Source organism: Paraburkholderia hospita (assembly GCF_002902965.1).
Classification (GTDB): domain Bacteria; phylum Pseudomonadota; class Gammaproteobacteria; order Burkholderiales; family Burkholderiaceae; genus Paraburkholderia; species Paraburkholderia hospita.
In genome coordinates this window covers 414849-426753 of sequence record NZ_CP026109.1, presented here as the reverse complement: position 1 = coordinate 426753, position 11905 = coordinate 414849, and the positions used below count along the sequence as shown (strand labels likewise).

Annotated in this window: 13 protein-coding genes; 8 read left to right on the top strand and 5 right to left on the bottom strand. The window is 58.3% G+C overall.

Annotated elements, in window-relative coordinates:
- Positions 1 to 8 precede the first annotated feature (8 nt).
- The 3 genes from C2L64_RS53940 (at position 9) to C2L64_RS50960 (ending at position 1093) form a co-directional block, all read left to right on the top strand.
- Positions 9 to 167, top strand: coding sequence for a hypothetical protein (locus C2L64_RS53940; protein ID WP_158660674.1), 159 nt, complete (start codon positions 9 to 11; stop codon positions 165 to 167).
- Between the two features lie 50 nt (positions 168 to 217).
- Positions 218 to 652 (top strand): hypothetical protein, encoded by a 435-nt coding sequence (locus tag C2L64_RS50965; RefSeq protein ID WP_244144536.1) that lies wholly within the window; start codon positions 218 to 220, stop codon positions 650 to 652.
- 159 nt (positions 653 to 811) lie between these two features.
- Positions 812 to 1093, top strand: coding sequence for a hypothetical protein (locus C2L64_RS50960; protein WP_090837796.1), 282 nt, complete (start codon positions 812 to 814; stop codon positions 1091 to 1093).
- 2643 nt (positions 1094 to 3736) lie between these two features.
- On the opposite strand, the gene C2L64_RS55670 is transcribed toward C2L64_RS50960, so the two are convergent.
- The 3 genes from C2L64_RS55670 to C2L64_RS50930 all read right to left on the bottom strand — a co-directional run bounded on the left by C2L64_RS55670 (position 3737) and on the right by C2L64_RS50930 (position 5817).
- On the bottom strand, positions 3737 to 4144 hold the full coding sequence (locus C2L64_RS55670; protein WP_244144535.1) for a phasin family protein: 408 nt from the start codon (positions 4142 to 4144) through the stop codon (positions 3737 to 3739).
- A gap of 605 nt (positions 4145 to 4749) precedes the next feature.
- Positions 4750 to 4968, bottom strand: a complete 219-nt coding sequence (locus C2L64_RS56550) for an SET domain-containing protein-lysine N-methyltransferase (protein ID WP_341809128.1) — start codon at positions 4966 to 4968, stop codon at positions 4750 to 4752.
- Positions 4969 to 5295: 327 nt separating this feature from the next.
- Complete coding sequence (locus C2L64_RS50930) at positions 5296 to 5817, bottom strand: hypothetical protein (RefSeq protein WP_090837789.1); 522 nt, start codon at positions 5815 to 5817, stop codon at positions 5296 to 5298.
- 1091 nt (positions 5818 to 6908) lie between these two features.
- Here C2L64_RS50930 and phbB point away from each other — a divergent pair.
- The 5 genes from phbB to C2L64_RS50895 all read left to right on the top strand — a co-directional run bounded on the left by phbB (position 6909) and on the right by C2L64_RS50895 (position 10635).
- A complete protein-coding gene (gene phbB / locus C2L64_RS50920; protein WP_090837787.1) occupies positions 6909 to 7649 on the top strand; it encodes an acetoacetyl-CoA reductase in 741 nt (246 codons plus the stop codon).
- 227 nt (positions 7650 to 7876) lie between these two features.
- Positions 7877 to 8215: a hypothetical protein gene (locus C2L64_RS50915; RefSeq protein WP_090837785.1), complete on the top strand. Its 339-nt coding sequence runs from the start codon at positions 7877 to 7879 to the stop codon at positions 8213 to 8215.
- Between the two features lie 689 nt (positions 8216 to 8904).
- Entirely contained in the window at positions 8905 to 9288 is a 384-nt protein-coding gene (locus tag C2L64_RS50905) for a YybH family protein (protein WP_007741112.1), read from the top strand.
- Positions 9289 to 9733: 445 nt separating this feature from the next.
- The gene (locus C2L64_RS50900; RefSeq protein WP_090837783.1) at positions 9734 to 10261 is read left to right on the top strand and encodes a Uma2 family endonuclease; all 528 of its coding nucleotides are present in this window, start codon (positions 9734 to 9736) and stop codon (positions 10259 to 10261) included.
- Complete coding sequence (locus C2L64_RS50895; RefSeq protein ID WP_256211560.1) at positions 10252 to 10635, top strand: CapA family protein; 384 nt, start codon at positions 10252 to 10254, stop codon at positions 10633 to 10635. Before C2L64_RS50900 ends, C2L64_RS50895 begins: the two co-directional genes overlap by 10 nt.
- Here the strand turns inward: C2L64_RS50895 and C2L64_RS50890 are convergent.
- Complete coding sequence (locus C2L64_RS50890; protein ID WP_318268426.1) at positions 10632 to 11264, bottom strand: alpha/beta hydrolase family protein; 633 nt, start codon at positions 11262 to 11264, stop codon at positions 10632 to 10634. The two genes, C2L64_RS50895 and C2L64_RS50890, sit on opposite strands and share 4 nt — an antisense overlap.
- Positions 11265 to 11366: 102 nt before the next feature.
- Positions 11367 to 11585, bottom strand: coding sequence for a four-helix bundle copper-binding protein (locus C2L64_RS55665; RefSeq protein ID WP_407671995.1), 219 nt, complete (start codon positions 11583 to 11585; stop codon positions 11367 to 11369).
- Positions 11586 to 11905: the final 320 nt, after the last annotated feature.

Below are 11905 nucleotides of genomic sequence, written 5' to 3'. Positions count from 1 at the left end.
TAGTCCCATTGCAGTTGAAGTACGGCACGGGAAAGTATGGCGCGCGTGAGGTGCAAAAGCGTGATAAGTCGAAGGCCGTCTTTACAGACCTGGAGGTCAACGCGAAAGAACTGCGCCGCGCCCTGCGTGAGGTATGGGAGAGCCTGAGGGCGACGACGCCAACCTGAGGAGGAGCAGCCGTAGACCGGAACCTCCACGTGCTTCCTGGAGCATGAGCATGACATCGCAAACCTGCGATCGCGTCGACGTCGCGCGCGCAGCTGGAGATGGCGCTCGAAGTGTTCCTGGAGCGCCGCCGCTTCGCTTCGGCAATCACCCGGCGAGCGCGACCGAACGTGTATTGGGCCAGGCATTGCGGCACGCCGGCAAGCTGGCGGTCCGGGACTGGAAGTTCGATGCGACCGACCTGGTGCATACCAGGTTCCATGGCCGGCCGCTGGACCGCAAGACCTTCAATGACTCGGAGAACTGTGTCGCCAACGCCCCGCTGCGCTTCGATAAAACCAATGCGCGGGACTTCGAAGCTGACCCCGAGGAGGCTGTGTGCTGGATGCTGGTGCGCCCCTGCGAGAACGCGCACCGCCTCGGGTGGACTGTGCAGGGCTTCGATGCATTCAACGACTGGTTCTACGAGCACGTTGTCAGCATCTGACATCACAGCGTTTTGCTTCGCGAAATACTCCCGCGTCTTGGTTAAAGAACAGCAATAGTCACGTATCCGTGTTTGGAAGAACCGCCGCGCATACCCGTCGAGGTGGCGGTACCCGGCAGTATCATCGGTTTTGATACTTCATTCGCATGGAGACAACCGATGGCCGACCGGTTGACGGTTCAGGAGTTCTTTGACGCACTCCGGGCGCAGAAAATCAGTCCGCTCATTGATACGCCAGCGGTGCGAGTGAGCGTTGACACGCGGGTGCGAGCGCTTTGTGCCAGCTATCCCATCCAGGAGCACTGGCCGGTCCTCGACCTGGAAAGCGCCTATCAGCAGGCGCTCAACGAACTGCCGAACGTCCAGGACCTGGTCCGCGACGGCTACACCGGAACCGTCAACCTGCGCGGATACGACGGCACCTACACGATGGACGAATAGTTCGGTGATTTCGCGGGGCAATGGGTGCTCAACGATACACCCCACATCCGGGCGACCATGCTTGAGCAGCTGTCGGCCGGTAGAACCTGGAAGTCGCCGGAGTTGTGGGACGCCTACAAGAAAGCCATCCGCACTTCTCGCGACTCATGGCTGCGCCGGCTGATGGGCCGCCACTGAGACAGCTGATTCGTTCTGGTGCACAGACCGCTTGAAGGCAAACCCAATCTCTAGTGCAAGCAATTGCCCCGAAACCGAAACAGGCCCGTGAAACGTGGCCGTGAAACACCTTTATGGGCCGCTATATGACGAACGACCGGCGCTATATGACGAAAGGCTTAGTGTCTTTTCCGGAAGACGACATATGGTTAAGTCGTGCGCTTCCTTTTTCGCGTACCGGGCTTACCGGCCCTCCGGCCGTTCTTCAGGTGCCTCCTGTCTCCTCGAACGCCAATCGCGGATTTGCCGCGATACCTGTTTCTCCCTGAGCCCGGTAGAAGGCCAACGCCAGGAACAACATCCCCGTAACCGGGTTCCGGCATCAGGTGGAATCACCGGCATCGTCTTGTGCTAAAGCACATGCCGGCCCCTTCACCCATTGCCAGTGTCATAGCGGCTGCAAAACTGAAACCTGATGTCGTAAAGGAGGTAAGCCATGAAGACGACGTTTCTCATGTCTGCAGCGCTCCTGGGCACTTTCTCGTTAGCGAGCGCGGTTCAAGCTCAGGACACGTCAGGGCAGCAAGATGCTCAATCGGTATCGGCGTCTACCAGTGCCTCTCCCGGCACATCGACCAGCGCCTCTCCGGGCACGACTGGATATGGTGGTGTATCCGGAAGCACCAGCGCGAGCGGTAGTTTGACCCGCTCGGGATGGGCCACCTGTGGTCATCTCCCACAATGCAACGCTGACAGCGGCCACTAAATCCATTACTCGAAAGTGGTGGGTCTTTTTGCGGATTAGCTTTCATTCGCAAAAGACCCACATTGAGCTTCCGATGGTCGCCAAAATGAGCGCGCAACAGGCAGTCTTATTTTCTCTCCTGACAGATGTCGGGCCTCGCTGTTGCGCAGTGCACGCTGCAGAAGTTTGGCTTTATCCCGGAAGGCCTTGATTTCGCATGCGCCCCGTAAGCGCACTCCTTAGTTTTCTTTGCGGGAGGTTTTGTCTTTTCCTCTTTCCGCTATCGCGTCGCTTTTGAAGTTCTGAGCTGGCGCTTCGTCTGCTCAGCTGGACCTCCAGGCGCTCCCGGATATCGGTTGCTGGAGCCTGTCGATACATCAGCGAGCGCCATACCGGCGTTGCCTGGCGAGCCTTGCCGTCGAGGCTACCCCGAGTTCGTGCCCTTCGGAGGTCGTCATGCTTCTGCGCTTTGCCAATCCCGCGTCTGCTCTTGCCCTCACCCTCTTGTTCGAGGCTTGCGCACCAGCCGTCAACGCGCCACCCGTAACGCCGACGGTGGGCTGGCAGATAAGGGACGAGACCATCGGTGCGGTTGTCCCGGTAACCACAGTCGTGTCTGGTCAGGAGCAGGCAGACGGGGTGGGGCGCGGCACCTTCTCGGTGGCTTTCAACGCGAACAGTTCCGGCGGGATTGGTAGCGGCTCGACCAGCGGCAGTCTCGATGCACTATCAGTTACATTGTGGGCGGGAAGCCCCCGGGGGCCGTTCGCGTCTTCACGACTACGGCCCTAAGCAGTCACGCCTCATCGATAGCTTCTCGTACACCGCAAACAGTAACAGCGTGTCGACAACGGGATTCGAGTATTACGCGTTCAACGCCTCGCTTTCGACGCAAGGCTACGACCTGCAACTGTCTCCGACAAACATCGGGACACTGGGCGGGTACATCCTGCTAAACCGGACGGCGACGGCCTGGGGCGACGGCACAAAATCTGCCAGTACGACGCTCACCATCACGCTTCAACCCCACGTTGAGGGGCCGTAGCAGAGGAATGATGGTCGCGCTCAGAAAAGCCACTTCTGGGAGCAGCAACTTTTTGCATCTCCCTCAAGCGGTAACGTCATTTGCTGCCCGAAAGTGTCAACGAGTCCTTGTCGACCACCTTGAAGCAAGCGTGTGCTTCCTCGCATCGGCTTGACGACAGGTCCGAAAGCAGGCGGCGCGCATCGACCTTCGGATGAGTTTCGCTGTCGACGGAAACCGCCGTCACACGATAGGTGCCGGAGCACCTGTTGCCAGCCATGTCGACTTCAACCGGCCGCGTTGTTTCGCATTCGTGTGTGGTAGCCGGTAAAGTGGACGTCAAAAAAATGACATTGACTGTAGAGCTTCTCATAGGTCAATTAAAAGCGAATTGATAGTTGTTGATGAAAAGCGGGGCCCATCCTCCGCTACCTTAAGTCCACGACTATTTCGTCGCGGTGCGAGTCTTCAGAGTATTCCATACGCACTTCGCGGCCTGCGAGCGTGCCGGGTACGGAGGTCAAAGTGGCGGACATGACGTGCGCCAGAAAACTGCCAGTGATAACGACAGTTGGACTTATCCGACGGCGGACACATCGCCGCGTAGTCAAAGCGCTCGCTCGCCGCGTCCCGCGACTACGCTTCGCTGCTTTAGCAGCTTTCCCGACTGCCTCGTCAGCCGATTCGTTCACCTGTGATGCAGCTTTCGTTGGGACATTCACGTTGCTTTTTGGGCGACATTGACTGCCTGCTCTGCGGCATTTTGCGAGACATTCTCAATAAACCATTGAACCTGGCGGTTGACTTCAAGGTACTGAGCATTGACAACTTCTGCCAGCTGGGCCTGCACGGACGAAGTAATCTCGGCAACCTGACGTTCGTAGGTCAGGACGTTTTCGACCGCGGGCAGCGCCAGCGTGTTTGGCAAGTCAGTAACGTCCTGTGCGTCTTTTTCCGCGAGCCTGTCCTGCATACGTTGGTACCAATCGGCAAACGTCGCTTTTGCAATATCCAGATTCAGTCGGACAAGCTTTTCCTCGCCTTCGAGCATTGTGCCGGCCAGGTTGAAGAAGAAGTCAAGATTTGTGCGCTGTGCCACGACTGCCTGCTCCTGAAAATCGGTCATGTTCGCCTCCTGAAGACGTAGGTTCAACGTTCAGCATGTTCGGCAACGGTGACCAGGTGATGAAGCGTGTCGTCTGGCAAGCCACCGTGTCGGCGTACATTTTCGAGCCTGCCTGCCAGACGTAGTCTCAGCAGCGATTGTCTTTTCAAATTCTTCCGCGTTGGGCGATGCGATGGTGCTCGCCGAGCGTCGACAGGTGTAGAGCAAAACAACGAAGATTCCATTACAGGTCGGTGACGGTCGGGATACCAATTGAATTGGGCTATCACAGTACTTTATGACGAAGCGTATTGTCCTCGCCCGATGGATTCGCTAGCGCCAAGGGTCGCCGCTTTTCATGCGAACAGAAGACGGTGCGCAATGTTGCAGACGGTCTTCTTCAGATTCCAGACTCGCCATAATCGCAGCGACCCGCTGCGCGCCATGCAACGATTATCGTCGTCCCGCCGGACCGTCCAGTACATGGACTTCAGGCGGTCTGAAACCGTTTGGCAGCGAGCATGATGCCGCGACAGCAGGGCGAGCCGCATTGACACCAATACAGTTCTCGAACTTCGTCTGTTCGTGGTCCCTCGACGACGAGCCCGTAATCAATCGTCAGCTCTTCATCGCGTTTGATATCTGCCAAAGCGTAAATAAAACACGCGTCCATCGAAGACGTACGCCTTGCAGTTCAGCTCGCAACTGTGATTCATCCAGCGGGCGCTGCTGCCTCTGCACGTACCATCAATAACCGTCTCATCACCGATATCAAACAGGAACGTGTGGCCGAGAGTCTTGCCGTAACTGGAGGCACTTTGCACGAAGTATTGCCAGGGACCCACGGGCCCCTGTACTCCAAAATCAGCTCGGCGCGACCGATATTCCGATTGGCAAACACGCCGCTGCCGTGCACGGGCGAAGGTTGGACGAGTAATTTTGCAACTGAGGACTTATCAGACCGCATATATCAACCAATCGCTCGGGTAAAGCTTCTAACCAGTCTTCGGATCAGACACCGAGGAAAAGAGCACCGCACCGTAGTCATCCGCGTCGTCGTCACAGCCTTCGTTGGCCAGGTAATGCAACACTGCCGGACACTTTTGCGCAGAAAACGCGACGTCGGTCGTTCGTCCCTGTACGGTTCCTTCCCGGGTACGACGTGCAGCGCATCAGGACGTCGAACCAGGCTGGGGCCAAGGCCATCCCCTCTTGTCGTCGGGTTCATCCCACTCGGCTAGCGGTGCTTCCTCGACCGACGCTTCCGCCGGACTGGTATCCATCTCAGCGGCAAGCGGCGGCCCATCTGCGTTGCGCTTTTTCATCTCGGGCAATCCGGTCCCGAACCACTTCACCTTCTCCTGCATATCGGCAACATACGTCTTCCAGCCGTCAGGGTTGCCGTCGAACAGGTCGTGCTGGACGGTCGACGCGAGCGCGTTGCGGTTGGGTTCCGCCTCGAGCAGTTCCTTTGGCCAATGGAAGAACGCACTGGCGACGCAAGCGCCAAACGCGCCCACCGTCATCCCCGGTGCGACCATCCGTAGAACCTTGAAGGACTGCAGCGATTCCTCTTGCGCCGCAAGTTGGGCGACCAGCATGTCCGGTTGACCTGCTATCGACAAACAGTTCAAGGCTTCGAGCATGTCCCCGAGGTGAAGCAGCAGCTCTCTTCTATCAAACCGATCGTCCATTGCCGTAACTCCTGTCGATTCCCTTGTCCGGTGATACAAGCCGTTTTCGAAGTGACGTTACGCGACTGTAACGGACCGCCTCTGATGGGAATGGTGGGGCAGAGGAGGCGCGTGCCCAAACCTCATCATGAAAACACGTCAGGACAGGGTTAGTCATTCCGACTTTGACCTCCGTCAAATATCGTATACGCGTATGTCCCGCACAGGCACACCTGTGTTACAAATGCCTTTCATGTTCGTCGGCCATCGGGGATATTCGTCCTACAAACCTCGGGACAATTGCGGCTGGATATTGCTGCCTGCCGCCCGTCGTGCGTATGGAAAAAGCGGTTCTCGAAAAGCCATGTGTTGGTGCGGCAGGAGCGGCGAAATGTGGTACTCCGCGGATGCACACAACTGTTCCCGCGTCAGGTTGGTCAACCAGCGTTGCCCTGGCGACTATCGCCTGCTATTGCATCGTATGCGCGTGCAACTATCAAAGCTGATAGCCTGATGTGACTTGATATTGCCAAAATGGCTGGTAAGCTTTACCGGCACGCCCAAGAGGCGGCGACGATAAGAATATTTCTGAGAGATTTCAAACGAGATGAATCAAAGCGCTCAAACCATCGAGCATCTTCAGCGTAGCGATGAGGACAGTAGCCTGAGACGCGCCCTTGCCGCCCGCCTCGACACCGCTTTGAAGCGCGCTGGCATCAGTCCGCTGGTGCCGCCAGACGGCTCGACGTGAGTGAACGCGACGTGCAATTCTGGCGCCGTGGAATCACGGTTCCACCGCTAAATGCGTTCACGCGGATTGCGACCTTTCTCAATCTCGACGTCTATTGGCTTTGCACCGGACAGACACCGGGAGCGACGGCTGCCTTCTAGGGAGTCTTTCCGGCTGAACGCCATGCAAATATTCGAGCCTGCTGACGTCCGGTTGCCCGCACCGCGTCTGTAGAACCGTTGGTGGAAAGTTGACGCATCGGTACGAAGCAGTTCGAATTCTTGAAGCGAAAAATAGTAGTGCTATCAAGTTACGAGGAAAACTCTTGCCGCCGTCGCAAGAATATTCCATGCACTAACCATAACGGCAAGGAGTCAAGGACATGACGAAGCGAATTGCTTATGTAACCGGCGGCATGGGCGGAATCGGAACGGCAATCTGTCAGCGTCTGCACAAGGATGGGCTCACCGTCGTGGCGGGCTGTGGGCCGAACTCTCCTCGACGGGAGCGCTGGCTGGCCGAGCAGTCTGCGATGGGTTTCACTTTTATCGCGTCGGAAGGCAACGTCGCGGACTGGGAGTCGACCGGGGCCGCCATTGCGAAGGTGAAGAAAGAGGTGGGTGAGATTGATGTGCTGGTGAACAATGCCGGCATCACGCGTGACGGCGTATTTCGCAAGATGTCGAGGGAGAACTGGAACGACGTCATTGCGACCAACCTGACCAGTCTGTTCAACGTGACCAAACAGGTCATTGAGCAAATGGTCAGCAAGGAGTGGGGCCGCATTATCAATATCTCGTCCGTCAACGGGCAGAAGGGCCAGTTTGGCCAGACCAACTACTCGACGGCCAAGGCGGGCATTCACGGTTTCACGATGTCGCTTGCCCAGGAGGTGGCGACAAAGGGCATCACGGTGAATACGGTGTCACCAGGCTACATCGGGACCGATATGGTCCGGGAAGTGAAGCCCGAGATCCTCGACGCGATTGTTCAGAGCATTCCGGTTCGCCGTCTTGGGGAAGCCTCGGAGATTGCGTCGATTGTCTCATGGCTAGCCAGCGACGAAGCCGCTTTCGCTACGGGAGCGGACTTCTCACTGAACGGCGGTCTGTACATGAGCTAGCAACCGCCGCCCCCTGAGCCAATGCAGCAATGCGACTGTCTCCAGCGCTCGCGACAAGGCGCTGGAGACGCAAAAGCGCCGCGCGTGACGCCTACTTCGGGCCATACTCATTTCTCGGGGCGTGCGGGGAGTCAAGACTTCCTGCATCGAGAGCGCACCTAAGTTCATCGGTAACACCGGACTTGGGGACACGCGATGAATCTCACACATCACCTACGGAGACCAGCATGCGCGATGTGCCGTGCATCGAATTTTCTTCGCTCCTCGTTGGGCAAATGACGACGCTGCGCATGGTTGCGCGCGATGCCAGGCACCCCGGTGCCGCGCTCGTGTATTGGCTGGGGATTACAGAGCCGTCATATGAGGCGAACTTCTTTGAAGCGACGCGAAAATTTGCTCCATTGATGCAGCTCGTTCTTCCCGACGAGCGCCCTGGCGTATTTGTGAACCGGAGCGCCGTTCATACCGTTCAGGATTGTGGCGTCCTGAAACGGCTGGTTTTCAAGGATGATTCCTCGCTCGACGTTCGATACAGCGGGCCTTGCAGCGACCTCTGCGACGCGTAAGCAGCATCACGGGGCTAGCGGAGCAGCTGGATACAAGTTGCACGTCGATTAACGGTATTGCTGTCACTGCGACCGCTACGTCGCCTGACGCCGGCGGCCCGCCTACAAACGCTGCGATGCCGGTTCCCACATTCCGCTGTGAGCACGACAGCGGCGACGCTTGCGGTGTTTCGAATCGAGCGCACTTTCGGCGCGTTCGAAAGGACCCTCATTGCTATCTCCTGTCGATGTATCTATCGCGAGCACGACTGTGCCGAATTGGATATCCGCCGCCAAGCTGCCGTTTGGGCGTCGTTATTGCGTAATAGCTGAAGCCATATGTCGTGACGCTGTTTATATTCCGCGGGTTGCCATCCACCAATCGCTGCCCTAGGCTTATGTATATATTTCTTACCTCGTCGTGAGCTTGTTTGGTGACCGGAGGAAGTGAATCAAGACGAACCGGCAACTATGGACACTTGCTTCCGGCACATACCCTCGATATCCCGTCAATAGCGCGCTAGCGCGGCCTCTCCGGCGCACGCGTGCTCCTGTCTCTGTGACTAACGAAGGACAGCCGGTGGGCGATTACTTTCCCTCGTTTTTTCACAATCAGGAGAGGGACGTGGCATCGCACGCCGTGCGAAGCCAGTTGTCACGTCGTCAATTCGCCCAAACTGCATCTCACTACGCCTCAAGGAGCTAGGACCATGGACATCTCGCAGGCATTTGCCGCGTTGAACGGCAGGTTCGTCGATACAGTCAACTCTCACGATGCGCCCGGTTGGGCCGCCCTGTTTGCCGAAGACGCCATTCTCATCCCGGCGGGCCAGGAAGCTGTGTCCGGGCGAAAGGGAATCGAAGAATGGGCCGACGTTGCGACGAAAGTCTGGAACCATCTCGAAATCCAGCAAGGGTTCTTCACATCTGATGAAAATGTGGCCTGGGAATCCGGAACCTGGTCTGGGAATATCAACATAGCTGACGAACGGACCATTGACATTGGCGGAAACTTCCTACTCATTGCACAGAGGGAAGGCTCCGCGTTGCGCATCAAAGCGCACACGTGGAACGTGAATCCCGCGACGCCGTGAGGAGTCTCGTCCCTGTTATGCCGCCTTGACGACTCAGTCGAGTGGCGCACTGCTTGACACACTCGAAGTCTAGCGCGGCACCCGCTTTCCCGATGTTACAACGGGCCCGGGTTATGTCACAGTGGCAGCAGCTGCGCGAGGTACCGATGCCGTTGTCGTCGATTTTGCAGCGGCAATGGTCGAACAGGCGACGCGTCTAAACCCATAGCTCACCTTCAAGGTAGATAGCGCGAAAGAACTACCGTCTCCTGATGGGAGCTTTGACGGGAGTGAGTCGACTCGGCGATCTGCTGCTCCCAGCCTTGATGGGACCGGCGTCCATTCGCCGTTGCCGTGGGCCGTGCATTCCTGATCACCAAGGTATCCGCAACGTCGAGGCGGCCGACCTAGACCAGATGCTTCCGCGAGGGTATACACTGGAATTGACTCTTCAGCGGAGAGCGCCATGAAAACGCAAAATCTCCCGGGCCCAGACAGGCTGTTGACAGTATGGCAAAAAGTGACAGGTAACGCGGCCAGCGACGGACGGGGCGGATACGAAATCGACCCGCTGGGACGAGTCATCGCCCATCGACGGGTGTGTCCATGGCATCAATTCCTGGTCACCGACATGTTCTGCCAACTTGCGTCGCAACTGGGGCCTCGCGTGGCAATGCGTCAGCCGGTAACAACCCGATCGTTCGGCATCCGCATTGCTGACGTCGTCTGGATGCCCGAGGAAAAGTGGCCCGAAATCGATTCGAACGCCCCGTTACCTTCCGTTCCCGACCTGTGTATCGAGGTGCTCGCGGACGACAATGACGCGGACCAGGTTGAGCGCAAGGCCGACGCCTACCTCAACAGTGGTGCACAGGAAGTCATCATCGTCGGCCCCCTCGGGAAAGTTGAATTTCGAGGGCTAGACGGCCCGCGTGCGTCATCCCTGTTTCGCGTGACCCTGGAGCCGGACCCGATGTTTTTCGCATGGGCGTGACATACATCGTGCACGTGGGCGTGGATCTCGTACACGGCCATTCGTCGCACCACGTGAAGGGCATCGAGCTGTATCGAGGCAAACTCGTCCTGTACGGTGCCGGGGACTTCATCAACGACTATGAAGGTATCGGCGGTCAGGAAGCGTTTCGCAGCGACCTCGCGCTGATGTATTTCCCCACGCTCGACCTTGAAACGGGCACGCTGGCCGAACTGGCGATGACGCCGACGCAGACACGCCACTTCCGGGTCAACCGGGCGCCTGAAGAAGGCATTCGATGGTTACACGAAACGCTGAATCGGGAGAGTCAGCCGTTGGGCGCCACTGTGGAGCGCCGCGTTAACGACACGCTCGTGCTGCGTGGGGGCGATTAGGCGCCGAGATAACGCTCGAACCATTGCACCGCGTACCGCGCAACGGCTTCCAGTGTGCCGGGCACTTCGAACAGGTGGGTCGCGCCGGGGACGATCACAAGATCCTTCGTGCGTTCGAGAAGAGCGAAAGCCTCCCGGTCGACTTCGATGACATTGGCGTCGAGCCCGCTTACCCCGAGCAACGTCGGCGTCTGCGCCGCGGCGAGGGCGTCGCGTCCGGCGAGGTCGGGCCTGTCGCCTCGCGGAACGATCGCCTCAATCGGGACCGACGGCACGTGCGCCGCACGGATCGCCGCAGCCGCGCCCGTGCTCGCACTCGCGCCGAAGTAGCCATACGAGAGGCGTGTCGTCCGCTTCGCCGCGATCCAGGCCGTTGCTTGCGAGACGCACCGCCAGCAGTTCGATGTCGAAGCGGGCGGCGGGACCGGTGTCTTCCTGCTCGAGAGCAACTCCATCAGCAGGGTCCCGATGCTGGCCCGGTTGAGTTCGGTGGCCACGTACTGGTTACGAGGGCTGAACCGTGACCTGCCGCTGCCGTGCGCGAGCAGAACCAGTGATTGAGCGTCCTGTGGCAGCGCAAGCGTGCGCATCAGGAAGGCGTCTTCCACCGGAATGGTGACTTCCTGCATTTGGAGCCGAGGGTCCATGAGATCCTCAAGCCGGGTACGACATTTTCCGACCCAATACGCGAGGCGCTGCCGTCATTGTCGCGGGCGCGCTGATGCAAGACATTAGATTGCCCGGCAGGCTTCCGCGCACCTCCGGCACGCATCGCTGCATGTGCCGCAGTGCTCGGGTGCGTGCCGCGCACATTCATCGGCACACTCGTCACAGATCCGTGCGGAGAGTTCGCAAAACTCGGGTGCGAAATGGCTTTGTCGAGCCAACGCCGCAGATGTGAGGCGGCATAGCGAAGCGCAATCGGCGTTGAGGCGAATACATTTGGCCATGTTCACCCGGCCAGGTTCATCGAGGCAGGCGGATGCGCAGCGATCGCAGGCAGCGGCACAAGCATCGCAGGCTTCAATAGACGGCTGATAGATTTCGGGGTTCATCGACGAGGCTCCAGATTTGAATAGAGTTGTTCGGCGTCCGCCGTGCTCTCCTCCAAGGTCCGCGAATGAGTTCAGGGCCGACCAGCGCCACTCTCATAGCAGCGTAGTCGCTAGTGTCGGTGCCGTAAAGCTAAGCTGCGAGTCGGATTTCTCGTAAGCGGCTCGCGAGGGCCGTTCGCCATCTCGCGTGAGCTTGACGCATGATTCGAGCAAGC

Coding starts and splice junctions, on each gene's coding strand:
- C2L64_RS50895 (WP_256211560.1), top strand. CDS start 10,252: ATGGGCGTGACATACATCGTGCACGTGGGCGTGGATCTCGTACACGGC.
- C2L64_RS50915 (WP_090837785.1), top strand. CDS start 7,877: ATGCGCGATGTGCCGTGCATCGAATTTTCTTCGCTCCTCGTTGGGCAA.
- C2L64_RS55670 (WP_244144535.1), bottom strand. CDS start 4,144: ATGACCGATTTTCAGGAGCAGGCAGTCGTGGCACAGCGCACAAATCTT.
- C2L64_RS55665 (WP_407671995.1), bottom strand. CDS start 11,585: ATGGCCAAATGTATTCGCCTCAACGCCGATTGCGCTTCGCTATGCCGC.
- C2L64_RS50930 (WP_090837789.1), bottom strand. CDS start 5,817: ATGGACGATCGGTTTGATAGAAGAGAGCTGCTGCTTCACCTCGGGGAC.
- C2L64_RS50900 (WP_090837783.1), top strand. CDS start 9,734: ATGAAAACGCAAAATCTCCCGGGCCCAGACAGGCTGTTGACAGTATGG.
- C2L64_RS50960 (WP_090837796.1), top strand. CDS start 812: ATGGCCGACCGGTTGACGGTTCAGGAGTTCTTTGACGCACTCCGGGCG.
- C2L64_RS50890 (WP_318268426.1), bottom strand. CDS start 11,264: ATGCAGGAAGTCACCATTCCGGTGGAAGACGCCTTCCTGATGCGCACG.
- phbB (WP_090837787.1), top strand. CDS start 6,909: ATGACGAAGCGAATTGCTTATGTAACCGGCGGCATGGGCGGAATCGGA.
- C2L64_RS50965 (WP_244144536.1), top strand. CDS start 218: ATGACATCGCAAACCTGCGATCGCGTCGACGTCGCGCGCGCAGCTGGA.
- C2L64_RS50905 (WP_007741112.1), top strand. CDS start 8,905: ATGGACATCTCGCAGGCATTTGCCGCGTTGAACGGCAGGTTCGTCGAT.